We start from the raw sequence: 25,231 nt of genomic DNA, 5'->3' as shown, positions 1-25,231 counted from the left end.
GAAAATCAACGCGGCAGGCGCAGAGGCCGGGCCTCGAAGATCGTTTCCATCGAGAAAACGCCCGTCACGCGTTCCAGATCCATATCTGCGATCAAAGCCTTGTAGCAGCGGTCATAGCCCGCCATCGAGGTCGTCACCAGTTTCGCCATATAGTCCCATTCGCCCCCGATGCGGTGCAGTTCGGTGATCTCGGGGATGGAGTCGACGCGGGCGCGAAAATGCCGGGCCCAGGCATCGTCGTGGTGCCGGGTGCGGATCATCACGAACACCGTCAGATGCAGGCCCGCCCGATCCGCGTCGATCACCGCGCGATTGCCTTTGAGGATCCCCGCCTGCGTCAGTTTCTGAAGCCGTCGCCAGCAGGCGTTCTGGGACAGGTTCACCCGTTCGGCCAAGGCGCGTTGCGACAGGGTGCCATCCTGTTGCAGAGCCGCAAGGATCCGGTGGTCGATTTCGTCGATCTGATGCGTCTGTTCGTTCATTTGACCCGCAGGATAGGGGTATTTTGACAAAGAAGAAATCAAAACCTCGCTATACCTGTGTCACCTTGCGTCGAGATCAGGAGTGGCATGATGGATTTCTTTGACAGGTTTCGCGCGGGATTGGGGGATGTGGGAAGCATCCATGACGGGCTGATCGGGCGCGATGCGGTGATCGAGGGGCCATTCGGGCCGCGGCGGATGATCTATGCCGATTACGTGGCCTCGGGGCGGGCGCTGCGACAGGTCGAGGCCAGCATCATGGACGAAATTCTGCCCTGGTATGCCAACAGCCATACCGAGGCCAGCCATTGCGGCGGTGTGATGACGCGCCTGCGGCGGGCGGCACGGGCCGAGATCCTGCGCTGTGTGGGCGGCACGGGCGACCATGCGGTCGTGTTCACCGGGGCCGGGGCGACGGCGGGGCTGAACCGGCTGGTGCATCTGTTCGGGGTCGGGCCGGGCTGGACAGTGCTGATCGGACCCTATGAGCATCACTCGAACATTCTGCCATGGCGGGAATCCGGCGCCCGCGTGGTCGAGATCCCAGAAGGGCCTGCGGGCGGGCCCGATCTGGATATTCTGGCGCGGGAACTGACAACGGACGAGCCGGTTCTGGGGGCGTTTTCGGCGGCCTCGAACGTGACCGGCGTTCTGACCGATGTGGCCGCCGTCACCGGGGTGATGAAGCGTGCGAACGCGACGGTGGTCTGGGATTTTGCCGGGGGGGCGCCCTATCTGCCGATCGACATGGGACTTGGGATGGATGCGGTCGTCGCCTCGCCGCATAAATTCATCGGTGGTCCGGGGGCCAGCGGTGTGATGGTGCTGCGACGCGACGCGGTGGTGGCGCGGCGTCCGACCCTGCCGGGCGGCGGCACGGTGCGTTTCGTGAACGACCGGGCGCATGATTATGCGGATACGATCGAAGCGCGCGAGGAGGGCGGTACGCCGAATGTTCTGGGCGACATTCGCGCGGCCATGGTCTTTGCGCTGAAGGACCATGTCGGGCAGGCCGCGATCGACGCGATCCATCGGCGCTGGCTGTGCAAGGCCGACAGGTTGTGCGAGGTGTCCGGGCTTTGCCTGTTGGGGCAAGGCAGCGCCGCGCGGTTGCCGATCCTGTCGTTTCGCATCGGTGACGGGCGCGGCGGCTTCATTCATCAGCAGCTGGCGACGCGGATGTTGTCCGATCTGCATGGCGTGCAGGCGCGAGGGGGCTGCGCCTGCGCCGGGCCCTATGTGCATCGGCTGCTGGGCATCGGGGCGACCGAGTCACAGCGTATGCGCCAGGCCATTCTGAACGGTCACGAGATCGAAAAGCCCGGTTTCGTGCGCCTGAACCTGTGCTGGGCCGCGCCCGAGGCCGAGATCGACGCCATTCTGGACGCGATCGTCGATCTGGCCCGAAACGCGCAGGATCATCTGCACCGCTATCGCGTCGATCCCGCCACGGCGATCTTTACCCCGGTCGCGGCCTGACGCGCGGCCTTAGGCCGAAAGACCGGGCAGCACCTGCTTGCCGATCACGCGACCGCTTTCCTGCAATTCATGGGCGGCGGCCAGGGTCTGAAGGGTCAGGCTGTCGGCGCGCCGGGTCACGGTGGATTGCAGATCGCCCGCGTCCAGCATCGCCGACAACCGGTTCAGCAGATCACGCTGCGCCAGCATGTCAGCACCGAACATCGGGCGCGCGAACATGAATTCCCACGAGACGCTAAGCGCCTTGGGCTTGGCGGGCAGGATGTTCAGCGACGCCGGATCGTCGATCAGCGCCACATGACCGCGCGGGGCGATCAGTTCGATGATCGCGGGCCAGTGCTGTTCGGTGCCGGTCAGGCTTGCGACATATTGCGGTGCGATGTTCAGGTCGCGCATCTGCGCCACCAGATCCTGACGGTGATCGATCACGTGATCGGCGCCCATCTTGCGCACCCAGTCCTGGGTTTCGGGCCGCGACGCCGTGGCGATCACGGTCAGCCCGGTCAGCCTTTTGGCCAACTGGATCAGGATCGAACCGACCCCGCCCGCCCCGCCGATCACCAGCAGCGACTGCCCCGTGCCGTCCCCCTCGGTCAGGCGGAAGCTGTCGAACAGCATTTCCCATGCGGTGATCGTGGTCAGCGGCATGCCGGCGGCCTCGGTAAAGTCCATCGAGGCGGGTTTGCGGCCCACGATCCGTTCATCCACGGCCTGAAATTCGGCGTTCGAGCCCGCGCGCGTCACATCACCGGCATAGAACACCTCGTCCCCGGTGCGATAGCCGGTCACCTCGGCGCCGGCCTGGACCACGACACCGGCGGCATCGAAACCCAATGTGCCAAAGCCCTGCGGGTCACGGTTCGCGCGCAGCTTCACATCGACCGGGTTGACCGAGATGCCCTTGACCGCCACCAGAAGATCGCGGGGCCCGATTTCGGGTCGGTCGATATCCTGCTGAACCAGAACCTCGCCCGCTGCGCCCGTGCGCTCATAGCCAAGTGCCCTCATGTCGATCATCCTTCTGCCAAATCGCTTGCATCGGAAGATAGCGCTTTAAAAACGTGGGGTAACGCCGCATATCAGAGTTCAGTTTTCCGAATTTCAGGATAATCCCGTGGATATCGAAGCCCTGCGCCTGTTTGTCATTGCGGCCGAGCGGCTGAATATTTCTGCCGCGGGGCGCAGTCTTGGGCTGGCCCCGGCCATGGCCAGCGCGCGTCTGGCCAAGCTGGAACATGAGCTGGGGGCCGAGCTGCTGCACCGCACCACGCGCAAGGTGTCGCTGTCGCAGGACGGTGCGGCCTTTCTGCCCTATGCCCGCGACATCCTGGCCCAGTCCGAGGCCGCGCGCGCGGCGCTTGGCCTGAACGCCCAGCAGCCATCCGGCACGCTGCGGTTCACCGCGCCCAGCAGTTTCGCACAGCTGCATATCATGCCGCTGCTGCCGCAGTTCCACGAATTGTATCCGGATATCACGCTGGACCTGCGGCTGTCCGATACCCGGTTCGACCTGATCGAAGGCAGCTTTGACCTGGCCCTGCGCAACGGTCCGTTGCAGGACAGCAGTCTGCGCGGGCGCAAGCTGGGCGACGATACGCGGATCCTTTGCGCGTCGCCCGATTATCTGGACCGGCGCGGCACGCCATCGGTGCCGCAGGAACTGGGCGGGCATGATTTTCTGTCATGGGCCACCACGGCGGCCCGCGATCTGGTCGATGCGACGGGGCAGCGCTTTACCCTGGATCCGCGCAGCATGGTTTGCCGGACGATCCTGGATGACGGCACCTCGCAGCGGATCGCGACGCTGGCCGGGGCCGGGATCTCGATCAATTCGCATTGGAGCGTGGCACATGAAATCCGCGCGGGGCGGCTGATCCACCTGCTGCCCGACTGGCGGCTGGACGACGCCTCGGTCCTGTGGCTGATCTATCCGCGGTCGAATGTGCTGACGCCCAAGGTCCGCTGCTTCATGGATTTCCTGCTGCAATCGCTGCGCCCCGAGGCGTGGCGGGTGCAGTCCGTCACGCCGGGGGCGGGCGCCTGACCGGGGTCGGGGCGGGCTGCCGGGCCAACTGCACCGCAAGGATGCCCAGCATGATGATGCCGACGCCGATGGCATCCCCGATGCCCAGTTCCTCGCCCAGCAGCAGCGCGGCGATGGTCACGCCGAAGAACGGGCTGAGGAAATGGAAGGTCGCCGCCTTGACCGCACCGATACGCCCGACCAGCAGAAACCAGATCCAGGTCGCGGCCAGTCCGGGCACCAGCACGGTATAGCCAAAGGCCCAGAACAGGCGTGGGCCGGGGGTCAGGTGCCAATCCTCGAAGATCGGGCCGATGATGGCCAGCGACACCGCACCAACCAGCATCTGCAGGCCGACGACCATCATCACGTTCCCCCCGCCGCTGGCCCCGCGCACCGTCAGCGTCGCCACGGCCAGTGCCAGCGCCGCGACAAAGCCCATCGCGATGCCCACCGGGTCACTGCCGCCTTGCAGGCGCGACCCCATGATGATCGCCACCCCGATCAGGCCCAGAAACAGCCCGCCGACCCCCATGGGCCGCAGTCTTTCGCCAAGCACGATCCAGCCCAGCAGGGCCACCATCAAGGGCATCGTCGCCGCGATGATCGAGGCCAGCCCGGCCTCGATCCACTGCATCGCGACCCAGTTCAGGCCCAGATACAGGGCGTTCTGACACAGGCCCAGAATGACCACCGCCCGCCATTGCGCCCGCGTCAGCCGGCGCCAGCTTTCGCCCAGGGCCAGCGCAAGCCCGATACCGATGGCGCCGGAAATCGCGAAACGCGCGGCAAGGGCCAGAAGGGGCGGCATCTCGGTCACGATCATGCGCGTGGTGGTAAAGGCCGAGGCCCACATGATCGCGAAGGTCACCCCCATCAGAACCGCGCGTAAATCCATGACCTTCCCCCCATTGCAGATAATGAAGAATCGCTAGCAGAGCCGACGGCGCACAGAAAGCCCCCGCATCGCATGGCTGGGCAGGTCGGAATGCATGGGTCGGGCCATCGCGACGAAAAAGGGCCGCACAGCCCGTCCGGCTGCGCGGCCCCAATCCGTGGGGGGGAAATCCAGGGTCAGCGGATCACGAATTTCGAATCCGCGATGGACGCGCCTTTGCGCATCTCGCCAAGGATCACGGTCGTCTTCTGCCCGCTATCGTCGGTGACCACCCACTGACGCAGCTCGGTCGGGCTGGTAAAGACCATCTGGATATTGCCGTATTCGGGATGTTCGGGGTCCTGCGCCGTTACCACGGTCGAATTCTTGGCCTCGCTGTGGCCGGTGACCATATTGGCGCGGCCCAGATCGACATTTGCCGCCAGAATGATCGACAGCGGTGTTTTCGACAGCGGGTATTTCTGCGGCCCGCCATTCGATTTCGGGTCCACCACCGTCACCGTCCCGCCCGAGGCGACCATCAGCGTCTTGTCGTTGTTATACTCGAACCGGACACGGCCCGGACGGCGGATATAGACCGTCCCGGTCGAGATGCTGCCATCGGCGTTCACTTGGGTGAATTCCGATGAGACGGTCTTCAGGCTGTTGAGATAGCGCGAGATTTCTCCCAGCGGGATTTTCTCGGCCAGCGCCGGAAAGGCAAGGCCAAGGACAAGGGCGGGCGCAAGGGCGAGAGAGCGAATGTTCATGACCCCGATCATATCCGTTTCAATTCCATCTGCACATCACGTCTGACGGATGGCAATGGGCGCGAACGCTCGCGGGTTCGTTATGGTTCCTGACAACATAGATCATATTGAAAGGAACAAACAAGGAACGCATACTGCGCGCATGGCGATGAAATCGATTCAGCAGAAACTGGCAATCCTGTCGGACGCGGCGAAATACGATGCCTCTTGCGCCAGCAGCGGCACGACGCGGCGCGATTCGCGGTCCGGGGGCATCGGCTCGGCGGGGGGCAGCGGGATCTGTCACGCCTATACGCCCGACGGACGCTGCATCAGCCTGCTGAAGATCCTGATGACCAATTTCTGCATCTATGACTGCGCCTATTGCATCAACCGGGTCAGCAGCAATGTCGAACGCGCGCGGTTCTCGCCGGACGAAGTGGTAAAGCTGACGCTTGAATTCTATCGCCGCAACATGATCGAGGGGTTGTTCCTGTCCTCGGGCATCATCCGCAGCCCCGATCAGACCATGGGCGACATGGTCCGCATCGCGCGGATGCTGCGGGTGGATCACGGGTTCAAGGGCTATATCCACCTGAAGACCATCCCCGATTCCGCCCCCGACCTTGTGGCCGAAGCCGGGCTTTATGCCGACCGCCTGTCGGTGAATATCGAATTGCCGCAGGATGCCAGTATCCGCCGCCTTGCGCCCGAAAAACGGCCCGAAACAATCCGCGCGGCCATGGCCGATGTGCGTCTGGGTCGCGAAGCCGCGAAGGAAAGATCCTTCACCGGCAAGCGCCCGCCGCGCTTCGCGCCCGCGGGGCAATCGACGCAGATGATCGTGGGCGCGGATCAGACCACCGATCGGCAGATCCTGACCACCTCCGCCAATCTTTACACGGGTTATCGGTTGAAGCGGGTCTATTACTCGGCCTTTTCGCCCATTCCCGATGCCTCGGCCGCGCTGCCGCTGATCAAGCCGCCGCTGATGCGGGAACATCGTCTGTATCAGGCCGATTGGCTGATGCGCTTTTACGGGTTCGAGGCCGATGAGATCGGCGCCGCGCATCCTTCGGGCAACCTGGATCTGGCGATCGATCCGAAACTGGCCTGGGCGCTGGCCAATCGCGCGGCATTTCCGGTCGATGTGGCGCGGGCCAGCCGCGACATGCTGCTGCGCGTGCCGGGCTTTGGCACCAAGACGGTGGGCCGGATCCTTGCGGCGCGGCGGAACGGTGCGGTGCGCTATGGCGATCTGCTGCGCATGGGGGCGATCATGTCCAAGGCCCGGCCCTTCGTGACCCTGCCCGACTGGCATCCCGGCGCATTGACCGACAGCGACGGGCTGCGCGCGCGATTTGCCCCGCCGCCGGAACAGCTGGACCTGTTTTCGTGATCCGGATCGACCTGCCCCGGTTTCAACGGTTTCAGGCCTGGCGCGACGCCGCGCGGCAACTGGCCAGCGCCGGGATCCGCCCCGAAGATGTCACCTGGGCGCAACCGGGCGATGCGCCGGATCTGTTCGGCGCCGACCCCTTGCCCCCCGCAGGCGACCGGCCCGTCCGCGCCACCAGGGAATTTCTGGACCTTGCGCGGCAGGTCGTCAGCCATTCCGACCCCGAACGCTTTGCCCTGCTTTATGCCGCGCTGATCCGCGCGCAGATCGAACGCGGGTTTCTGGACAATCCCGCCGATGCGATGATCGACCGGCTGTCGCGCATGGCGAAATCGGTGCGGCGCGACATTCACAAGATGCACGCCTTTGTGCGGTTCCACGAATTGCCGGGCGGCGGGGCGCGACGCAGCTTTGGTGCGTGGTTCGAGCCCGAGCATCCGATTCTGGAAGCCGGCACCCCGTTCTTTGCCAAGCGTTTCGCAGACATGAACTGGCTGATCGCCACGCCCGAGGGGATCGCCCGCTTTGACGGCGGGCCAATCGCCTATGACCCGCCCGCACCGCGCCCCGACCTGCCGCAGGATGCAAGCCACGATCTGTGGGCCACCTATTTTGCCAATATCTTCAATCCCGCGCGCATCAAGATCGGTGCGATGCGATCCGAAATGCCGGTGAAATACTGGAAGAACCTGCCGGAAACGCGGCTGATCCCCGATATGCTGGCCGATGCGCCCCGGCGCGTGCAGGCCATGGCGCAGGCGGGTGCCTCGACCGCGCCCAGCCGGGCGGCGCGGGTTACGGCGCGGCTGCGGCAGGTGCCCGATGACGGCCCGCCCGTGACGCTGCATCAGGCCCGCGATCAGGCCGCGCGCTGCACCCGATGCGATCTGTGCCACGCGGCCACCCAGACCGTCTTTGGTCGCGGCGATCCCGCCGCAGGGCTGATGATCGTGGGCGAGGCCCCCGGCGACCATGAGGATCTGCAGGGCAGGCCCTTTGTCGGTCCCGCAGGGCAATTGCTGCACCGGGCCATGGCCGAAGCCGGGATCGATGCCGACCGCAGCTGGCTGACCAATGCGGTCAAGCATTTCAAATTCACCCCGCGTGGCAAACGACGCCTGCATCAGACCCCGACAGCGGGCGAGGTGCGGCATTGCCGCTGGTGGCTGGATCTGGAACGACAGATGCTGCGACCCGGCCTGACGGTGGCGCTTGGCGCAACCGCTGCCCATGCCCTGACCGGCAACCGCGATCCGCTGACACCGCGGCGCGGTCGGGTCGAAACCGCGCTGGATGGCGGGCCGGTGCTGATTACATGGCATCCCAGCCTGATCCTGCGGCAGGATGGTCCGACCGCGGAAACCGCGCGGGCGCAGCTTGTCGCCGATCTGTCTCAGGCGGCGCAGCTGCTGGGCCAATGGTCACAAAATCACTGCACTTCCGACACTTAACCGTCATGCAGCCGGACTAACCCTGCGCGCATCCCGCCAACAGGAGCCAGAAACATGTCCTTCCGCGCATCCCGCATGTCCCGCCGCAGCCTTCTGATGTCCGGCCTTGCCACCGGCTCGCTGCTGGCGATGCCCGCCATCAGCCGCGCCGGCAGCCGCCCGGTCTTTACCCATGGCGTGCAATCGGGCGACATCACCGCGCAGGGCGGCATGGTCTGGACCCGCGCCGACCGCCCCGCGCGGATCGCGCTGGAAGTCGCCACCAATGAAAGCTTTCAGAATGCACGTCAGGTCGCCGCGCTGAACGCGCTTCCCGAAAGCGATTATGCCGTCAAGGCGATGCTTCAGGGGATCGCGGGCGATCAGACCGTCTTCTACCGCATGACCGCCACCGACCTGTCCGACAGCAATGCCAGCAGCGAACCGGTCATCGGCCAGTTCCGCACCGCGCCGACCACCCGCCGCGACATCCGGTTCGTCTGGTCGGGCGATACCGCCGGTCAGGGCTGGGGCATCGATGACGAGGGCATGCGCACCTACGCCACCATGGCCGCGCATCAGCCCGATTTCTTCATCCATTCCGGCGACACCATCTATGCCGACGGCCCGATGCAGGACGAGGTCGAGATCGAGGGCGGCATCTGGCGCAACACGGTGCTGACCGATGAGGTCCGCAAGGTCGCCGAGACGCTGGACGAATTCCGCGGCCGCTGGAAATACAACCAGATGGATCAGCACGCGCAGGCCATGTCGGCCATGGTGCCGACGCTGTTTCAGTGGGACGACCACGAAGTCGTCAACAACTGGTCGCCCGGCAAGGACCTGACCGGCGATGACCGCTATACCGAAAAATCCGTCGCCCTGCTGACCGCCCGCGCCCAGCGCGCCTTCCATGAAATGACCCCGATCAGCTATACGCCCGCCGAACCCGGCCGTGTTTACCGCAAGATCGCCTATGGTCCGCTGCTGGACATCTTCTTCCTTGATCTGCGCAGCTATCGTGGCGCCAACAGCGAAGGGATGGAGGATGAGGTCACCGCCCAGTCGCAGGTTCTGGGCAAGGCGCAGCTGGATTGGCTGAAAGCCGCGCTGAAAGCCTCGGATGCGACGTGGAAGGTCATCGCCTGCGACATGCCGATCGGCGTCAATGTCTGGGACAAGGTGTCCGAGGATCAGAAATATGTCGAAGCCATCGCCAATGGCGATCCCGGCGCACCCAAGGGCCGCGAACTGGAATTCGCGCAGCTGCTGCGCTTTATCCGCGACGAAAAGATCCTGAACACCGTCTGGCTGACCGCCGATGTGCATTACACCGCTGCGCATGAATACCACCCCGACCGCGCCAGCTTCCAGGACTTCGAACCGTTCTGGGAATTCGTGTCCGGCCCGCTGCATGCCGGGACCTTCGGTCCGAACGACATGGACATGACCTTCGGCCCCGAGGTGAAATTCGTGAAGGCCCCGGCACCGGGTCAGGCCAACCTGCCGCCTTCGGCCGGGATGCAGTTCTTCGGCATGGTCGATATCGAAGGGGCCTCGGGCCAGATGACCGTGCGCCTGATGGACCGCGCCGATCAGGAATTGTGGTCGATCACGCTGGACCCCAAGACCGCGTGATTTGGTGACGGACGCCCCCGCCCGATGCGGCGGGGGCGTGTCACGGTCGCGTCAGGCGAAACGGTCGCGCTGCACGGCCAGCGGCTCGACCTTGCCGCGATGGGCCAGATAGGCCGGACGCGGCTTCGGTGCCGCGAATGGCGCCACCGCCGCATTCGACACCGCGTTATAGACAAAGAACGCGTTCGAGCGCGGGAACGGCGTTACATTCCCGTTAGAGGCATGCAGCGTGTTGCATTCAAAGAAGATCACCGTGCCCGCCGGTCCGGTCGCGGCATCCAGCCCCGCCTGAGAGGCCAGCCGTTCCAGCATGCGGGTCGAGGGCACGCCTATCTCTTGCTTTTTCAGGCTGGACTGGTGGTTGTCGTCCGGCGTTTCGCCCTGACATGCGACAAAGCGACGGTGCGAACCGGGGATCAGCATCAGGGGACCGTTCAGCGCCGAATTGTCGGTCAGCAGGACCGAGGCCGACACCGCCCGCATCCGCGGCATCCCGTCCTCGGCATGCCAGGTTTCGAAATCGGAATGCCAATAGAACTCTTTGCCGGTGAAGCCCGGCTTATAGTTCAACCGGCTCTGGTGCAGGTAAACCTCGTCGCCCAGCAGGAAGCGCGCGGTATCGGCCAGCCGGTGATCGCGGGCCAGCCGGGCGAACACGTCGCTGTGGTCATCCAGCCGAAAGATGGTGCGGACGGCATCCGTGCCCGGTTCGGTCACCAGATCCTCGGCCCGGATGGCCGAGGCATCGGCACGGATCTCGGCCGAAGCCTCGATCAGCTTCGTCACTTCGTCGGGGCTGAACAGGTCGCGTCGCACCAGATAGCCCTTGTCCTTGTAATGATCGGCCTCGTCACGGGTGATCGGCGCGTCTTCGGTCCAGTCCGACCACAGGACGGGGTCCTGCCTTTCGGTGATCCGCTCTTCATCGGGCAGGCGGGTCGGATAAAGGTCTTGCCCCGCGAATTGCTTCTGTGGGTGCATGACATTCATGACGTCTCTCCTCCTTTGAATCTGGGTTCTGCATCATGTCCGCAAGGCGGTCGCGAACACGATCAGCCAACGCGACGACAAGGGCCACGTTCCGGTCCGGGCGATTGATAAAGATCAGCGCTGCCGGCGCGGCCTGCCAGATCGCGTGACGGGCGCGAAGCTGTCAGTCGGGACGGCGCGGGTCAACCCGGTCGCGGATTACAGCGCCCGGCCCTGCAACAGCCGTGGCATCGGATCGACCGACAGGCCCGCGGCCTGACGCATGAACCCGCGCCGCAGCGACGGGATCGCGGTCACCGTCTGCATCCCCAGACCGCGCGCGGCGCGGATCAGCGGGTTGGTCTGACCGAACATGCGATTAACCGCATCCATGCCAAGGGCAAGGCTGGTTGCATCGAAACGCCGCCAGCCCTGATAGCGTTCAAGCACATTGATCGCGCCGATATCCTCGCCCCGGCGGGCTGCATCGACGATGGTTTCGGCCAGCGCCGCCACATCGCGCAGACCAAGGTTCAGCCCCTGCCCCGCGATCGGATGCACGCCATGCGCGGCATCGCCGACCAAGGCCACGCGCGGTGTCACATAGTCGCGCGCCAGGGACAGGCTCAGCGGATAGGAAAAACGCGGCCCGGCCAGCGAGATCGCGCCCAGGTAATCGCCAAAGCGCGGTTGCAGGACCTTCAGGAAATCCGCATCCGGCAGCGCGGCGATGGCCGTGGCGTTGTCGCGGGTCTCGGACCAGACGACACTGCTGCGGTGCCCGCCCGGCAGCGGCAGGATCGCCAGCGGCCCGGTCGCCATGAAATACTGATGCGCGATGCCCTGATGCGGCAGTTCATGGTCGATGGCGGCGACCAGCGCGGTCTGACCGTAATCCCATCCCTGCCGCTGGATACCCGCCCGCGTCGCAACCCCCGATCCGCGTCCATCGGCGCCGATCAGCACCCGCGCGGACAGGCAGGTCCCATCGGACAGATCAACCGCGACAGCGGCATCGCCCGCCCGTTGCCCCGCGACCGACAGGCCCGACAGATGGGTGACGCGCCCCTGCATCGCCGCCAGCAGGGCGCGATACAGAAAACGATCCTCCATCATGTAGCCGACGGGGCCTTCCTCGATCTCGGCGCTGTCGAAATGCAGAAAGAAGGGCGCGGCACCCTCGCCGGGGTCGCCCTGGGATGCCTTGACCTGAACGATCGGCTGGGCGCTGGCAGCCAGATCGCCCCACAGACCCAGCGCCTGCAACAACCGCTGCGAGGCGACCGCCAGCGCATAGGCACGCCCGTCGAATTCCTGCCCGGCGCGTGCATCTGCGGGGCGCGGATCGACCACCGCCACGCGCAAACCGGCCCCCGCCAAAGCCAGTGCCAAGGTCGGGCCGTTCAGCCCGCCGCCCGCGATCACGACATCGAAATCCGTCTTCATGACCGCGATCTTGCACGGGTCCGGCGCAAAGTCCATGCGACCCTTTTTCGCTATCCGTCCGCCTCGGCCTTCAGGATCGCCTGCAATGCGCTGCGAAAATCGGGATAGGTCAGCCTCACGCCCAGATCGCGCTTGATCCGGTCGTTCCGAACCCGCTTGCTGTCGGCATAGAAGGACCGCGCCATGGGGCTTAGATCGGCCTGGTCAAAGGTCACCTCGGGCGGGGGGGGCATGCCCAGCATGTCGGCCGCACAGGCGATGATATCCTGCGGCGGCGCGGGATCGTCGTCGCACAGGTTATAGACCGCCCCCGGATCCGGCCGCGCGATCGAGGCCATCAGCACCTGTGCGATGTCTTCGACATGAATGCGCGAAAAGACCTGCCCAGGTTTGATCACCCGCCGCGCCGTGCCGTTGCGCAGCTTGGAAAAGGGCCCCCTGCCCGGCCCATAGATCCCCGCCAGACGGAAGATATGCAGCGGCAGATCATGTCGCGCGGCCAGATCACGCCACGCGGCCTCGGCGGCAATCCTGGCCTGCCCGCGCGCGGTCGAGGCGTCCAGCTCGCTGTCCTCGTCGACCCAGCCGCCCTGGCGGTCGCCATAGACCCCGGTGGTCGACAGATAGCCCAACCAGCGCAGCCGCGACGCGGCGATCCGATCAGCCAGTTCCGCCAGAACCGGATCGCCATCCGGCCCCGGCGCGGCCGAAATCAGGACCGCATCCGCACGCCGGATCGCCGCCACGACGCCTGCCTGATCGCCGGGCCAGATCAGCGGCTGCGCCCCCGCCGCGCGGACCCGCGCGGGATCGTCGCGCGTCGTTCCCGTAACCGTCCAGCCCGCCTGCCGCAGCAGGGGGGTCAGATAACCCGCAGTGTAACCATGACCGAATATCAGCATTTCCATGACGGCAACGTAACGCCGGCGGCAAACGGGCGCCAGACGCTTGCCGTTCCCGCGCCCTGCTGGCAGGGTCGAACCAATCAGAAGGACTTTCCCGCATGGATATGGATTCCCGTTTTCTGCCCGTCGAAACCCCCGAAGCGCGCCCGCGCGAACAGTTCACCGATGCCGCCAGCGCGGTCGAGCGTCTGTGCCAGCTATATCAGGAAGCCACCGATTTCCTGACGCGGAACTTCTCGGCGCTGACCGATGGCAGCACGCCAAAGGCCCGGTTCCGGGCATTCTATCCCGAATTGCGGCTGACGGTCGCCAGTCACACCAAGGTCGATTCGCGCCTGTCCTTTGGCCATGTGACCGATCCGGGCAGCTATGCCGCGACGATCACCCGCCCCGACCTGTTCCGCAACTATCTGGAAGAACAGATCGCCCTGCTGATCCGCAATCATGGTGTGCCGGTGACGGTCGGGCTGTCGGAAACGCCGATGCCCGTGCATTTCGCCGTTGCCACCCGCCCCGATCTTGCGGTGCCGCAGGAGGGCGTTCTGGATTTTTCGCTGCGCGATGTCTTCGACGTGCCGGACCTGAACACGATGAATGATGACATCGTCAACGGCGTCGCCGGGCCACAGCCCGATGGCACGCAATATCTGTCGGCCTTCACCGCGCAGCGCATCGACTATTCGCTGGCCCGCCTGCAGCATTACACCGCCACCGCGGCCGAGCATTTCCAGAACTTCGTCCTGTTCACCAACTACCAGTTCTATGTCGATGAGTTCGAGGCCTTCGCCCGCAGCGTGCTTGCCGACCCGGACTCGGGCTATACCGCCTTCGTCGCACCGGGAAATCAGGAAATCACCGATGCCGATGCGCCGCTGACGACCCTGCCCAAGATGCCGCAGATGCCGACCTATCACCTGAAGCGCGAACACGGTCAGGGGATCACGCTGGTCAATATCGGGGTCGGTCCGTCGAACGCCAAGACCGCCACCGACCATATCGCCGTGCTGCGTCCCCATGCCTGGCTGATGGTCGGCCACTGCGCAGGGCTGCGCAACAGCCAGTCGCTTGGCGATTTCGTGCTGGCCCATGCCTATCTGCGCGAAGATCACGTGCTGGATGACGACCTGCCGGTCTGGGTGCCGATCCCGGCCCTGGCCGAGGTGCAGGTGGCCCTGCAGGAGGCCGTGGCCGAGGTGACGCGTCTGGAAGGTTACGAGCTGAAGCGCATCATGCGGACCGGCACCGTCGCCACCATCGACAACCGCAACTGGGAACTGCGCGACCAGTCGGGGCCGGTCCACCGCCTGTCGCTGTCGCGGGCCGTGGCGCTGGATATGGAAAGCGCGACGATCGCCGCCAACGGTTTCCGGTTCCGCGTGCCCTATGGCACCCTGCTATGCGTCAGCGACAAACCCCTGCACGGAGAGTTGAAGCTGCCCGGCATGGCCACCGATTTCTATCGCACCCAGGTCGCCAACCACCTGCTGATCGGGATCAGGGCGATGGAAAAACTGCGGGAAATGCCGTTGGAACGCATCCATTCCCGCAAATTGCGCTCGTTCAACGAGACCGCATTCCTGTGACCGCGCGTCAGATCGGGCCAAGGAATGCTGGTTTTCCCGTGTTTCGCGAAAAAGGCTTGATCTGCCCGTCAAAAGCGTGTGTAGCAGGCGATATGCCGCAAAAGGCGCTAATTATTGGCCCCCGATGAACCGGGCAAGAGGAGACAGAAGACATGGCTACGCCTTCCGCTAAACCGATGACCAAAACGCAACTGGTGGCGACGCTGGCCGAAGAAATGGGCTCGGACAAGAAATCGGCAACCGCGGCACTGGACGCGATTGCAGCCGTTGTGACCCGCGAAGTCGCAAATGGCGGCGCCGTGACCCTGCCCGGCATCGGCAAGATCGCTTGCCGCGCCCGCCCCGAGCGTCAGGTCCGCAACCCGCAGACCCAGGAAATGATGACCAAGCCGGCTGACAAGCAGGTCAAGGTCACCGTTGCCAAGGCCCTGAAGGACAGCGTCAACAGCTGATCTGCCCAAAGGCAAACGGATAGAAAGGGGGTCGGCCACGGGCTGACCCCCTTTTTTCATGCCCGTCAGACCGACAGGCGGCGATACCGGGCCGGGGTCATGCCGGTGCGGGCCTGAAAGACGCGGGTCATGTGGCTTTGGCTGGAAAAGCCGCAGGCCGCCGAGATCGCCGCGATCGGCGCATGTCCCGCCAGCAGCGTCTGTGCCCGCATCACCCGCCGATGCGTCACCCAGGCATGGGGCGCCATCCCGCGCGAGTGCTGGAACATGCGGTGAAAATGGAACGGCGACAGGTCGGTCAGCAGTGCCAGATCCGCAAGATGGATGGTCTGATCCAGATGCGCCTCGATCCATTCATCGACCCGGCGCAGCAGATAGGGCGCCATCCCGCCACGCAGCGGGACGCGCCGTGGCGACAGGCCGCGGATCAGATCGGATACCGCCGTGCCGCCCCGCAATGCGTCACCGTCCAGCGCCGCGGCGGACATCGCCCGCAGCGGTCCGGCCATCCGCGGGTTTTCGGCAAAGGTCGCCTCGGGCAGGTCGATCTGTCGCGCGTCGCAATCATGGATCCAGGCAAAGCCCGACCGCAGTCGCGCATCCGACAGATACAGATGCACGAAACGGAACCGCGCGGTGATGCGCCAGGCAGAGCCGCAGCCCTCGGGCATGACGCAGATGGCACCGGGTCGCCCCGCGATCCCACCCGCATCCAGACGCTGCGTACCGGTGCCGCCTTGCAGATACAGGCTGAACGTGTGGTCGCGGGGTGCGTCGTAATGGCGTTCGTCATCCTGGTTCTCCCAGATCGCCACGCCACAGCCATCGCCCAGATCCAGCTGTGCGATCTGGCGTGCGACGGGCGAAGCCCGCATATATCCCCGAACCGTGTCCTTCATCAGATGACAGCTAACCCCGCCCCCTGCCCCGCAAAAGCCCGCACGGGCAGTTCAGCGCAAGAATCTGCAAAACATTCGCCGCGATCCCGGCTATGCCGCCCGATATGAACACGATCTTTCTTTTTGTCGCCACCGTCCTGATCTGGGGCACCACATGGATCGGCATCTCGGCCCAGATCGGCGAGGTGCCCCTGATTCAGTCGATCTTCCTGCGTTTCGCGCTGGCGGGCATCGTCATGCTGGCGGGTCTGGCCGCCATCGGGCGTATGCGCCTGCCCCATCGCTGGCGCTTTGTTCTGGTGCAGGCGCTGTGCCTGTTCAGCTTCAATTTCGTCGCGATCTACAATGCCTCGGCGCTGATCCCCTCGGGGCTGGTGTCGGTGGTGTTTTCGCTGGCGTCGATCTTCAACGCGATCAATGCGCGCCTGCTTTTCGGCGACAGGATCACGGCGCGGGTCGTACTGGCCGGAGTGATCGGCGCCACCGGACTGTTCCTGCTGTTTCAGGCCGAGCTTTCGGGCACGGACGCCACCCGGACCTTGCAGGGCATCGGCTGGGCCGGCCTTGGAACGATGATCTTTTCGCTTGGCAACATGGCGTCGCGCAGAAACAGCCAGATGGGGATCTCGCCCGTTGTGGCCAACAGCTGGGGCATGGGCATCGGGGCGCTGGTGCTGCTGGGGGTGATCGGGCTGACCGGCACGCCGATGGTGATGCCCACCGGGCTGACCTACTGGACCGCGCTGGTCTACCTGTCGGTGATCGGCTCGGTCATCGGGTTCACGACCTATCTGATGCTGGTCGCGCGGATCGGATCGGCGCGCGCGGGCTATGCCACGGTGATCTTTCCGGTGGTCGCGCTGCTGATTTCGACCCTGTTCGAGGGGTTCCGCTGGACGCCCGGCGCGGTCGCCGGTCTGGGGCTGGTTCTGCTGGGCAATATCGTGATGTTCAGCCGCATCACGTGGCTGACCCGCCGGATCGCGACCCGGCAGGTCAAAGCGGGCTAGACGCTTATGACCCGAAGATCGGGTCCAGCGCAAAGGGATCGGCCGGGGTGCGCGTCGTGATCGCGCGCCCCGGTCCCGACAGCGTCGCGATCTGTTGGGCCAGTTGACTGATCGCCTGCGACAGCGCCGGCGCGACGGCGGCGGGCTGATCGCTGGCAAGCGGCACCGAAATGTCAAAGCTGCGCGCGTGGTTCACGCCGCCCGATCCTTCATCCGAAACGAAATACCGCCCCGTCAGACGATAGACGCCGTTCGATTGCGCCAGCGCCTTTTCCACCCGCACCTGAACACGGCGCTGCGGCGGTTCCGCCAGGGGCCAGGGCTCTTCGATCACGGTCGCGCCCGACACGGTCGAGATCTCGCGCGCGAGGGCCGTGGTAAAGCCGCGCTGCGGGCTGTCGGCCCACAGGTTGTCCGGGTTCGACCTGACGGCACCATCGGCGCTTTGCCACATCACCTCTTGGTCGGCGGCATATTCCGGCAGCGACACATCCAGAAGCTCGGCGGTGCCGATGCGATTGGGCACCTGCGCGCCGGTGGCGGGCGGATCGATCAGGTAACGGCCCGTCGCCTCGGGGTCGGAACAGGCCGCAAGGCCCAGTGCGGCAAAGCCCATCGCCAGCAGAAGTCGTGTGTTCATGATCTTACCGTCCCAAGATAAAGGCGCGTGGATTGCGTTCGATCATCCGGGCCAGTGACCCGAAGCTTTCGGTCGCACGCCGCAATTCGCGCAGCATGTTGATCGTTTCATTGTTGAAGGCCGACCGATCGCCATAGGCGGCCATGACCGCATCGGCACGCGCGGCGGTGGCTTGCAGGCGCTGGATCAGCGCGGGCAATTGCTGCACCGATTTCGCGACCTCGTCGGCGGCGACGCTGGCCGAATCCAGCGCATTGTTCAGGCTGCCGGCGGCATTGCCGTCACGCAGATCGTTCAGCAGCCCCGAGGCCGCCTCCAGCGTGTTCGACAGGTTGCGCGGCAACTGCTCGGCATCTTCACTGCCCAGCATGGCGCGCAGATCGGCCAGGATACCTTCGACCTGGGTGCTGATCGCGGCGAAATCGAACTGTTCGACTTCGGCAGCGGCGGCATCGATCTGATCGACCATTTCGGGCACATCGGCGGCAGCATCCTGAACCGACCGGAAGGCCGAGGTGGCCTCGTCGACCATCCGGCCCAGGTTCTGACCGGCGCCCGATGCCTGGATCTCGCTGGCAAGCGTGTCGATCTGGGCGGCGGTGCTGTTCAGCGTCTCGACCAGCGTCGCGACCTTTTCGGGCAGCGCCTCGGCCTCGGGCGTGCTGACGATGTCGCGGACATCCTGCAAGGTCGCGTCGATCTGCGCCCCGATCGAGGCGAAATCGACATCCTCGACCGAGGTCGAGGCCTTCTGGATCGACTGCATGATCGCCGGCAGGTTTTCCAGCGCGGCGTTCAGCTTGTCGGCAACCTCGCGGGCGGTGCCAAGCGCCTCACCGGCGTTGTCGGCCGCGCCGCTGTCGCGGAATTCGCCGACCATGCCGCGAATGTCGGACAGGGTGACCTGCGCATCCTCAATGGCGGCCCGCAGATCCTGCGGAATGGCGCGGGTATCCTGCGATGTGGCCAGCGCGGTCACGCTGTCCATCATGTCGGTCGCGGATTTCAGCACCTCTTCGATGGGCAGGTTGCCCACCCGCGTCAGCAGCCCTTCGGCGGTCTGGCTGAAATCGGACAATTCGGCATCGACGCTGGGGATCCGCGGAAGCGGTGTCGCCTCGGTATCGATGCGGGCGGGTTCGGCATCCGGGATATCGACCAGTTCGACCATCAGTGTGGTGCCGAACAGGCCGCTGCTGGTCACGCGGGCGCGCAGCCCGGCTTCGACCTGCTCCTGCAGGAAGTCCAGCGCCTCATCGGGGCTGGCGTCCAGATCCAGACCCAGTTTCAGGGGCGAGATGTCCAGCGTGACGGTCTGCCGGACCTCGGCCCCGTCGCCATCGGGATCGATGGCCGATTTCAGGGACGAGACATTGCCGACGCGAACGCCCTTGAACAGAACCTCGGCACCCTTTTCCAGACCCTGCACCGCACCGTCCAGCGTCATCGACAGCTGCAACTGACCCTGACGGTCATTCACAAAGACATTGGCGCGGGCGGTATCCTCATCGGGTTGCAGAACGAAGGTCTGGCCACGCTGGATCGGATCGCCACCCGACACGAAGGTGTCAAAGGACACGCCCCCCTGCAACAGCGACGACAGCGAGTTGACGTTCAGCGACACGCCCCGCGCCCCCAGCGAGACCGAAAAACCCGACGTGTCCCAGAACACGGTCGCGGTGGTCAGGCGCTGATCATGCGGCGCCTCGATGAAGGCGTCGACGACCACGCCGTCATCCTCATCCGACAGGCGCAGGTTTTCCAACCGACCGACCTGAACGCCGTGGAACATGACCGGCGCGCCGGGGCTGATGCCCTCGGCCTCTTGCATGGTCAGGCGGACCCAGCTGCCTTTCGCGTCCTCGCGGATCAGTGGCGGGCGTTCCAGCCCGGCAAACTGCGTCGCGTCATCCTTGACCTCGGCATCCCAGTACCCCTCGATGAACGAGCCGGTCAGCACCGTGTCCAGACGGGTCACGCCCTGCGCGCTGACCTGCGGACGGACGATCCAGAACTGCGCGTCGCTGTCGATATATTTGGCGACATCCTTGTCCACCCGGATCTCGACCACGACCCGCGACAGATCGCTGGTAAAACGGACGGCCTCGACCTGACCCACGGTGATCTCGCGAAAACGCAGCGCGGTTTCACCCGGCGAAATGCCGGTGGCGTCGGCAAATTCGACCTCGATCACCTTGCCCCTCTCGGCGAAGGAATTCCACGCCACCCCAAGCGTCACGACCAGCGCAAGGATCGGCACCAGCCAGACGACATTCACCCCGGCCCGCGCCGCGCGGGCCGCTGTCTTGCGTACCGGGCTGGCAGGCTTGAGCGAAGTGCTGTTATCGGTCATGTGTTATATCTGTCCCTGACCCGATGTTTTCAGGTCTCGTTGTTGTGTCGCAAGGGCAATCCGCGCCAGATCAGCCTTGGATCAAAGCTTTGCGCGGACAGCATCGTGAAGGCAACCGACAGCGCGAAGGACACCGCCGCCGGCCCCGGATGGATCGAGGCGACAAAGCCCAGCTGCACAAGCGCCGACAGGATCGCCACGACAAAGACGTCGATCATCGACCAACGCCCGATGAATTCGACGACCTCGTAGATCTTCAGCCGGGTATGCGCCTGATCGGCAGTGGCCGGACGCCCGGCAGCAAGCGCTAGCCACGCGATCGCGATGAATTTCGCCATCGGCACCACGACCGAGGCGATGAACACGATCGCGGCGATGTCGTAATTGCCGTAATGGATCAACTCGACCACGCCCTCGACGATGGTCGCCTCGGAACTGCCATGCAGCCCGGCAAGGGTCTGCGTGCGCATCATCGGAAAGACATTGGCCGGGATATACATGATCAGCCCGGCGCACCACCACGCCCAGACGCGTTGCAGGCAGCGGCGGTCCGGGGGCGCAAGATGTTCGCCGCAGCGGTCGCAGCGCGGCTGCGCCTGCGGCCAGACGCGACCGCAGCTGCGGCAGCCGACCAGACCCGCGTGATGGGCGGTCATCACCGGACCGCTGTGTTCCTGGGGCTGATCGCTCATGTCCGGCTTGCCTGTGCGTTCGGATCGACCAGTTCGCGGCCGTCGGTGGCAAGGCCGCTATCCTCGATCGCATCCCAGATCGTCGTCTGGCACATGAAGCTGCGCGAGGCGACATTGACAAGGATAAGCCCGCAAAAGGCCCAGAAGGCCGGGCCCAGATGGACCGAGGCCAGGCCCGCGACCTTTACCAATGCGACGGCGGTGCCGATGATGAAAATCTCGGCCATGGACCAGGGCCGCAGGGTTTCAGACCAGCGAAACGCCCGCGCGGCATGGCTGTAGGGCGCCCTGCCCTGCGCCAGCGGCACCAGCACATAGACCATCAGGAAGGCCCGCAGCACCGGAAGGCCCGCCACCACCACCAGCATCAACAGCACCAGCGGCAGCAGAACCCCGTCGGCAAAAGCCAGAACCACGCCGAACAGCGAGGTCGCATTTCCGAAACCCATCCGCGAAATTTCCAGAAAAGGAAAGAAGATCGCGCCCATCATCAGCACCATCGTGGTGAAGGACAGTGCGATCAGCCGCACGAAGGCACCGCCACGCGGGCTGGCCAGAACGGTTTCACAACGAATGCAGCGGGCGGTTTCGCCGTCCTGCAATTCCTCTTCGACATGCAGCGCGTCGCAGCGCGGACAGGCGATAAGCCCCGCGCCGGTCTTCAGATCGAAGGTGCCTTGCTTCAACATATATTCAAGATAGGCGACCGCAGGGCGGACGCAACCTCATGTTGGCTCAATGCCGCGCGCCGTCGCGGGCGGCTGACGTCAAAACCACATTTCGCGGCATGTTCGACGAACTGCCCGTGGGTTTCTGGATGCGGAACGGCAGGCGCATATGGAACATGTTGTCCTGAACGCCCAGTTCGACCTCGCCCTCAAGCTGGATCGAGAAGGCATCGATCAGCTGGCTGCCCAATCCGGTTCCCTCTTGCGAGGCATCGACCCGACTGCCGACCGAGTTGACGATTTCCAGCAGCCCCTGCCCCGGTTCGGTTTCCTTCAGCGTGATGCGGATCCACGGCGCGGCATCATCCGGCCCCTTGCCCGCATATTTCAGCGCATTGGTGAACGCTTCGGTCGCCAGCAGGGACAGCGGCACAGCCTGATCGGGCAGCAGGGTCATCTGGCTAAGCCGCGTGTCGATGCGGATCGGGGCCGAACCGCCAAGTGCTGCGCGGGCCATCTGGTTGATGATATCCTCGATCAGGCGTCCGGCCTCGACCGCGTCAAGATGTTCGGCCTGATACAGATTGCGATAGATCGTCGCCAGCGCGGCCACCCGGTCCTGAACCGAACGCAGGACCTGCTTGGCATCGTCATCGTCGATCATGCGGCTTTGCATGTTGATGATCGAGGCGATCAGCTGAAGGTTGTTCTTCACCCTGTGGTGGACCTCTTTCAGCAACACGGTCTTTTCCTGAACGGCCGCCTCCATCGCCTCTTCGTCGCGGATCAGGATGCGGGCCATGTTGTGAAAGGTCTGGCTGACATCGGCGATTTCGGTCGGCGCATCCTTCAGAACCGGTGGCGGGGCCGTCCGGTCGCCAATGGCAAAGCGGCGCATCTGTCCGCGCAATTCACCGATATGGCGCAGAACCAGCCGAAAGACCGCGAAATAGGCCACCGCCAGCGACACCAGCCACAGGGCGATGGGAAACAGGATCGCGCCAAATCGGGACAGTTCGAACAGGCCGATGCCGGCGATGGTCGGCGACCAGCTGCCAAGCGCATAGACCAGACCCGGCACCACCGGCACAACGGTAAAGACGCGCATCTCACCGGCATTGGACAGGCTGCGGAAGGTGGTTTCGGTGCGCGACAGCAGACTGACCAGTTCGGTATCGCGCGGCAGATCCGCCATCGGATCTTCGGGATCGCTGTCCGAGGTCAGCAGATCGCCGTGATGGTTGAAGGTCACGATGCGTGCGCCATCGGTCCCGAAATTGATCGCGTGGGTCGATCGCAACAGCTCATGCGTCAGCGATAGCCCGATATAGCCCAAAAGCTGCCGGTCGCGATAAAGCGGCTGCATCACCAGAACGACGGAACGGCCGCTGACCACCCCACGGTCGATCGACCGCACCATCGTTCCGGGCGTCTCGACGAATGTCTGAAATGCCGACGAGTCCCGCATATCCGCGGTGGCACCGACATTTTCGTTGGAATTGCAGGTGCTTAGACCACTCAGGGGCACAAAGCCCGCATAGACATAGGTTGCGCTGCGTTCGATGAAATTGCGCATCAGGCTGGCGCATTGCGCCGGATCGTCCATCGCGCTGAGAACCGCGGGCCCCAGCGCATCGGCCGATCCCAGCGCGCTTTGCAACAGGGCGCGTTCCCCCGCGGCGGCCGAGGCTGTCCGCCCGAGGATCGCGATATCGGCGCCGCGCATCGCCTCGCGCGACAGATGCAGGTTCTGAACCAGCGAGATCAGGCCGATCGGCAGAATGGCAACGGACAGCAGGGCCCCCAGACGAAAGCCCAGCCGCCGTGTAAAACCCAAACGTTCGCCCAGCCGTCGTAGCACACCAAGTCTCCGTCTGCGCGTCAGCGCCTTACGGGTTGATTTGCCGCCATGACCGCCAGGGTTGCCTGATCCGTCATGTCCAGCTCTTCATCTTCGGCCATATGCAGCAGTTCCGCCAGCTTGCGACGCCCGCGATTGGCGCGCGACTTGACGGTTCCGATGGCAACGCCGGTCATGTCCGCAGCCTCTTCGTAGGAAAAGCCCGACGCGCCCACAAGGATCAGCGCCTCGCGCTGTTCATCGGGCAATTGTTCGAACGCCGCACGAAAATCCTTCAGCGCAAGGCGGCCGTCATGTTCCGGGCGGGTCGCCTGACGCGCGGCGTGGATGCCGTCGGTATCGCTGACCTCGCGCTTGGTCTTGCGACGGGCGGAATAGAAGGTGTTGCGAAGGATGGTGAACAGCCATGCACGCAGGTTGGTGCCTGCCTGAAACTTGTCCATGTTCGTCCAGGCCTTGACGATGGTATCCTGAACCAGATCGTCTGCCGCCGCACCCTCGCGGGTCAGGGACAGGGCAAAGGCCCGAAGAGCCGTCAGATGCGTGACCAGTTCGTCACGCGGGTCGCCCGCCGAAGCAGGATTGCGGTCACTGTTCCGCTTGTTGGCATCAGCCATGAATCACTCCTGCTCTCGCAGTTTTTCCAGCAAACTGAGAAAGCGTTCGGGAATTTCTTCCTGCTTGTCCTGCTCGTACACGCGGCGAAGGTTTTCGTCGATCTGCCTTTGAATCGCGTCACTTCGCTGGCTATCTCTCTTTGGGGTCATACTTTTGTTAGCCTCGGAAAACTTGTGCGCACCTTGCCTAACCTGTAGGTGAAGGACAAAGTTCCGCGCAATATGCGAAATTCAAGGACTACTGTCATGTCTTCTGCAGATCTAGCACAGGCGATCGGACGCGAACTTCCGTTTCTGCGTCGCTATGCACGTGCCCTGACCGGCAGCCAGACCGCCGGCGACAACTACGCCGCCGCGACTCTGGAAGCCATTCTTTCCGACCGTTCCATTCTTGACGGCGAGGACGATGTCCGCATCGCCCTGTTCCGGGCGTTCCATGCCATCTGGCAAAGCTCGGGTCAGCCGGTCGAGGACAGCGAACTCAGCACCCGCGAACAGCGTGCACAGGATCACCTGCGCAATCTGACCCCGAATTCGCGCGAAGCCCTGTTGCTGCGCACGATCGAGGAGCTGCGCTTTGACCAGATCGGTCGCGTCATGCAGATCGACCAGACCGAAGCCGAGGAACTTGTCACCATCGCGATGACCGAAATGAGCAACGCGATCAGCGGCAAGGCCATGGTGATCGAGGATGAGACCATCATCGCGATGGACCTGAAAGGCATCGTTCAGGCGATGGGCCACAGCGTCACCGGCATCGCACGCACCCACAGCGCGGCGGTCGAGCTGGCCGGCAAACAGCGCCCCGACCTGATCCTGGCCGATATCCAGCTGGCCGACGGATCCTCGGGGATCGACGCGGTCAATGAATTGCTGGCCGATATGGGCGATATCCCGGTGATCTTCATCACCGCCTTCCCGGAACGGCTGCTGACCGGCGATCGCCCGGAACCCGCCTTCCTGATCTCGAAGCCCTATAGCGAAGAACAGGTTCGTTCGGCGGTCAGTCAGGCCATGTTCTTTGCCTCGACCGAAGGGCTTGAGGCGTAAGCCTTTCTG

Annotated in this window: 24 protein-coding genes; 9 read left to right on the top strand and 15 right to left on the bottom strand. The window is 64.5% G+C overall.

The genetic code is table 11. From position 1 onward, the window contains the following. Window positions 1-5: 5 nt before the first annotated feature. Window positions 6-482 carry an Lrp/AsnC family transcriptional regulator gene (locus BMX67_RS04230; RefSeq protein ID WP_090732733.1) on the bottom strand — a complete coding sequence of 159 codons (477 nt, stop codon included), beginning with the start codon at window positions 480-482 and terminating at the stop codon, window positions 6-8. A gap of 87 nt (window positions 483-569) precedes the next feature. Here BMX67_RS04230 and BMX67_RS04225 point away from each other — a divergent pair, with 87 nt between their 5' ends. Then, window positions 570-1,961, top strand: coding sequence for an aminotransferase class V-fold PLP-dependent enzyme (locus BMX67_RS04225; RefSeq protein WP_090732731.1), 1,392 nt, complete (start codon window positions 570-572; stop codon window positions 1,959-1,961). A gap of 9 nt (window positions 1,962-1,970) precedes the next feature. Here BMX67_RS04225 and BMX67_RS04220 read toward each other — a convergent pair whose 3' ends face one another. Continuing rightward, window positions 1,971-2,969: a zinc-binding alcohol dehydrogenase family protein gene (locus BMX67_RS04220; RefSeq protein WP_090732729.1), complete on the bottom strand. Its 999-nt coding sequence runs from the start codon at window positions 2,967-2,969 to the stop codon at window positions 1,971-1,973. A gap of 106 nt (window positions 2,970-3,075) precedes the next feature. On the opposite strand from BMX67_RS04220, the gene BMX67_RS04215 reads away from it, so the two are divergent. Beyond that, entirely contained in the window at window positions 3,076-4,005 is a 930-nt protein-coding gene (locus BMX67_RS04215) for a LysR family transcriptional regulator (RefSeq protein ID WP_090732728.1), read from the top strand. On the opposite strand, the gene BMX67_RS04210 is transcribed toward BMX67_RS04215, so the two are convergent. Together BMX67_RS04210 and BMX67_RS04205 are read right to left on the bottom strand one after the other, a co-directional pair. After that, window positions 3,983-4,882: a DMT family transporter gene (locus BMX67_RS04210; RefSeq protein WP_090732727.1), complete on the bottom strand. Its 900-nt coding sequence runs from the start codon at window positions 4,880-4,882 to the stop codon at window positions 3,983-3,985. The genes BMX67_RS04215 and BMX67_RS04210 overlap by 23 nt on opposite strands. A gap of 176 nt (window positions 4,883-5,058) precedes the next feature. Then, on the bottom strand, window positions 5,059-5,631 hold the full coding sequence (locus tag BMX67_RS04205) for a LolA family protein (protein ID WP_090732902.1): 573 nt from the start codon (window positions 5,629-5,631) through the stop codon (window positions 5,059-5,061). 142 nt (window positions 5,632-5,773) lie between these two features. Between BMX67_RS04205 and BMX67_RS04200 the strand changes: the two genes are divergently transcribed. The 3 genes from BMX67_RS04200 to BMX67_RS04190 are packed head-to-tail and all read left to right on the top strand — an operon-like array spanning window position 5,774 to window position 10,077. Continuing rightward, window positions 5,774-7,009 carry a putative DNA modification/repair radical SAM protein gene (locus BMX67_RS04200; RefSeq protein WP_090732725.1) on the top strand — a complete coding sequence of 412 codons (1,236 nt, stop codon included), beginning with the start codon at window positions 5,774-5,776 and terminating at the stop codon, window positions 7,007-7,009. Next, window positions 7,006-8,460 (top strand): UdgX family uracil-DNA binding protein, encoded by a 1,455-nt coding sequence (locus BMX67_RS04195; RefSeq protein WP_342707897.1) that lies wholly within the window; start codon window positions 7,006-7,008, stop codon window positions 8,458-8,460. Before BMX67_RS04200 ends, BMX67_RS04195 begins: the two co-directional genes overlap by 4 nt. 54 nt (window positions 8,461-8,514) lie before the next feature. Then, entirely contained in the window at window positions 8,515-10,077 is a 1,563-nt protein-coding gene (locus tag BMX67_RS04190) for an alkaline phosphatase D family protein (RefSeq protein WP_090732724.1), read from the top strand. Between the two features lie 51 nt (window positions 10,078-10,128). On the opposite strand, the gene thpD is transcribed toward BMX67_RS04190, so the two are convergent. From thpD to BMX67_RS04175, 3 genes are all read right to left on the bottom strand, one after another. After that, on the bottom strand, window positions 10,129-11,067 hold the full coding sequence (gene thpD, locus BMX67_RS04185) for an ectoine hydroxylase (RefSeq protein ID WP_217645769.1): 939 nt from the start codon (window positions 11,065-11,067) through the stop codon (window positions 10,129-10,131). Window positions 11,068-11,265: 198 nt separating this feature from the next. Beyond that, the gene (locus BMX67_RS04180) at window positions 11,266-12,492 is read right to left on the bottom strand and encodes a UbiH/UbiF/VisC/COQ6 family ubiquinone biosynthesis hydroxylase (protein WP_090732898.1); all 1,227 of its coding nucleotides are present in this window, start codon (window positions 12,490-12,492) and stop codon (window positions 11,266-11,268) included. A 50-nt stretch (window positions 12,493-12,542) separates the two neighbouring features. Continuing rightward, complete coding sequence (locus tag BMX67_RS04175; protein ID WP_090732723.1) at window positions 12,543-13,400, bottom strand: SDR family oxidoreductase; 858 nt, start codon at window positions 13,398-13,400, stop codon at window positions 12,543-12,545. Between the two features lie 95 nt (window positions 13,401-13,495). Between BMX67_RS04175 and BMX67_RS04170 the strand changes: the two genes are divergently transcribed. Together BMX67_RS04170 and BMX67_RS04165 are read left to right on the top strand one after the other, a co-directional pair. Then, window positions 13,496-14,980, top strand: coding sequence for an AMP nucleosidase (locus BMX67_RS04170; protein ID WP_175479803.1), 1,485 nt, complete (start codon window positions 13,496-13,498; stop codon window positions 14,978-14,980). A gap of 152 nt (window positions 14,981-15,132) precedes the next feature. After that, window positions 15,133-15,432 (top strand): HU family DNA-binding protein, encoded by a 300-nt coding sequence (locus BMX67_RS04165; RefSeq protein WP_090732721.1) that lies wholly within the window; start codon window positions 15,133-15,135, stop codon window positions 15,430-15,432. 65 nt (window positions 15,433-15,497) lie between these two features. Here BMX67_RS04165 and BMX67_RS04160 read toward each other — a convergent pair whose 3' ends face one another. After that, entirely contained in the window at window positions 15,498-16,331 is an 834-nt protein-coding gene (locus BMX67_RS04160; protein ID WP_090732720.1) for a helix-turn-helix transcriptional regulator, read from the bottom strand. A gap of 92 nt (window positions 16,332-16,423) precedes the next feature. Here BMX67_RS04160 and BMX67_RS04155 point away from each other — a divergent pair, with 92 nt between their 5' ends. Then, on the top strand, window positions 16,424-17,341 hold the full coding sequence (locus BMX67_RS04155; RefSeq protein WP_245739168.1) for a DMT family transporter: 918 nt from the start codon (window positions 16,424-16,426) through the stop codon (window positions 17,339-17,341). Window positions 17,342-17,345: 4 nt separating this feature from the next. Here BMX67_RS04155 and BMX67_RS04150 read toward each other — a convergent pair whose 3' ends face one another. The 7 genes from BMX67_RS04150 to BMX67_RS04120 are packed head-to-tail and all read right to left on the bottom strand — an operon-like array spanning window position 17,346 to window position 24,322. Then, window positions 17,346-17,981: a PqiC family protein gene (locus BMX67_RS04150; RefSeq protein ID WP_245739166.1), complete on the bottom strand. Its 636-nt coding sequence runs from the start codon at window positions 17,979-17,981 to the stop codon at window positions 17,346-17,348. A 4-nt stretch (window positions 17,982-17,985) separates the two neighbouring features. Further along, window positions 17,986-20,334: a PqiB family protein gene (locus tag BMX67_RS04145; RefSeq protein WP_090732718.1), complete on the bottom strand. Its 2,349-nt coding sequence runs from the start codon at window positions 20,332-20,334 to the stop codon at window positions 17,986-17,988. A gap of 29 nt (window positions 20,335-20,363) precedes the next feature. Beyond that, window positions 20,364-21,026 (bottom strand): paraquat-inducible protein A, encoded by a 663-nt coding sequence (locus BMX67_RS04140; RefSeq protein ID WP_090732716.1) that lies wholly within the window; start codon window positions 21,024-21,026, stop codon window positions 20,364-20,366. Beyond that, the gene (locus BMX67_RS04135) at window positions 21,023-21,715 is read right to left on the bottom strand and encodes a paraquat-inducible protein A (protein WP_090732714.1); all 693 of its coding nucleotides are present in this window, start codon (window positions 21,713-21,715) and stop codon (window positions 21,023-21,025) included. The genes BMX67_RS04140 and BMX67_RS04135 overlap by 4 nt, the downstream gene beginning before the upstream one ends. A gap of 46 nt (window positions 21,716-21,761) precedes the next feature. After that, entirely contained in the window at window positions 21,762-23,555 is a 1,794-nt protein-coding gene (locus BMX67_RS04130) for a sensor histidine kinase (RefSeq protein WP_090732712.1), read from the bottom strand. 20 nt (window positions 23,556-23,575) lie between these two features. Beyond that, complete coding sequence (locus tag BMX67_RS04125) at window positions 23,576-24,172, bottom strand: RNA polymerase sigma factor (RefSeq protein ID WP_090732710.1); 597 nt, start codon at window positions 24,170-24,172, stop codon at window positions 23,576-23,578. Window positions 24,173-24,175: 3 nt separating this feature from the next. Further along, window positions 24,176-24,322 carry a NepR family anti-sigma factor gene (locus tag BMX67_RS04120; protein ID WP_090732709.1) on the bottom strand — a complete coding sequence of 49 codons (147 nt, stop codon included), beginning with the start codon at window positions 24,320-24,322 and terminating at the stop codon, window positions 24,176-24,178. Between the two features lie 96 nt (window positions 24,323-24,418). Between BMX67_RS04120 and BMX67_RS04115 the strand changes: the two genes are divergently transcribed. Further along, entirely contained in the window at window positions 24,419-25,222 is an 804-nt protein-coding gene (locus BMX67_RS04115) for a response regulator (protein ID WP_090732707.1), read from the top strand. Window positions 25,223-25,231: the final 9 nt, after the last annotated feature.

The sequence above is a fragment of the Paracoccus homiensis genome (assembly GCF_900111675.1).
GTDB classification, from domain to species: Bacteria; Pseudomonadota; Alphaproteobacteria; order Rhodobacterales; family Rhodobacteraceae; genus Paracoccus; species Paracoccus homiensis.
Note: the sequence above shows the minus strand (reverse complement) of the source record. Positions and strands in the feature narration are given on the sequence as shown.

Coding starts and splice junctions, on each gene's coding strand:
- BMX67_RS04230 (WP_090732733.1), bottom strand. CDS start 482: ATGAACGAACAGACGCATCAGATCGACGAAATCGACCACCGGATCCTT.
- BMX67_RS04225 (WP_090732731.1), top strand. CDS start 570: ATGATGGATTTCTTTGACAGGTTTCGCGCGGGATTGGGGGATGTGGGA.
- BMX67_RS04220 (WP_090732729.1), bottom strand. CDS start 2,969: ATGAGGGCACTTGGCTATGAGCGCACGGGCGCAGCGGGCGAGGTTCTG.
- BMX67_RS04210 (WP_090732727.1), bottom strand. CDS start 4,882: ATGGATTTACGCGCGGTTCTGATGGGGGTGACCTTCGCGATCATGTGG.
- BMX67_RS04205 (WP_090732902.1), bottom strand. CDS start 5,631: ATGAACATTCGCTCTCTCGCCCTTGCGCCCGCCCTTGTCCTTGGCCTT.
- BMX67_RS04200 (WP_090732725.1), top strand. CDS start 5,774: ATGGCGATGAAATCGATTCAGCAGAAACTGGCAATCCTGTCGGACGCG.
- BMX67_RS04190 (WP_090732724.1), top strand. CDS start 8,515: ATGTCCTTCCGCGCATCCCGCATGTCCCGCCGCAGCCTTCTGATGTCC.
- thpD (WP_217645769.1), bottom strand. CDS start 11,067: ATGAATGTCATGCACCCACAGAAGCAATTCGCGGGGCAAGACCTTTAT.
- BMX67_RS04180 (WP_090732898.1), bottom strand. CDS start 12,492: ATGAAGACGGATTTCGATGTCGTGATCGCGGGCGGCGGGCTGAACGGC.
- BMX67_RS04175 (WP_090732723.1), bottom strand. CDS start 13,400: ATGGAAATGCTGATATTCGGTCATGGTTACACTGCGGGTTATCTGACC.
- BMX67_RS04170 (WP_175479803.1), top strand. CDS start 13,496: ATGGATATGGATTCCCGTTTTCTGCCCGTCGAAACCCCCGAAGCGCGC.
- BMX67_RS04165 (WP_090732721.1), top strand. CDS start 15,133: ATGGCTACGCCTTCCGCTAAACCGATGACCAAAACGCAACTGGTGGCG.
- BMX67_RS04160 (WP_090732720.1), bottom strand. CDS start 16,331: ATGAAGGACACGGTTCGGGGATATATGCGGGCTTCGCCCGTCGCACGC.
- BMX67_RS04155 (WP_245739168.1), top strand. CDS start 16,424: ATGCCGCCCGATATGAACACGATCTTTCTTTTTGTCGCCACCGTCCTG.
- BMX67_RS04150 (WP_245739166.1), bottom strand. CDS start 17,981: ATGAACACACGACTTCTGCTGGCGATGGGCTTTGCCGCACTGGGCCTT.
- BMX67_RS04145 (WP_090732718.1), bottom strand. CDS start 20,334: ATGACCGATAACAGCACTTCGCTCAAGCCTGCCAGCCCGGTACGCAAG.
- BMX67_RS04140 (WP_090732716.1), bottom strand. CDS start 21,026: ATGAGCGATCAGCCCCAGGAACACAGCGGTCCGGTGATGACCGCCCAT.
- BMX67_RS04135 (WP_090732714.1), bottom strand. CDS start 21,715: ATGTTGAAGCAAGGCACCTTCGATCTGAAGACCGGCGCGGGGCTTATC.
- BMX67_RS04125 (WP_090732710.1), bottom strand. CDS start 24,172: ATGGCTGATGCCAACAAGCGGAACAGTGACCGCAATCCTGCTTCGGCG.
- BMX67_RS04120 (WP_090732709.1), bottom strand. CDS start 24,322: ATGACCCCAAAGAGAGATAGCCAGCGAAGTGACGCGATTCAAAGGCAG.
- BMX67_RS04115 (WP_090732707.1), top strand. CDS start 24,419: ATGTCTTCTGCAGATCTAGCACAGGCGATCGGACGCGAACTTCCGTTT.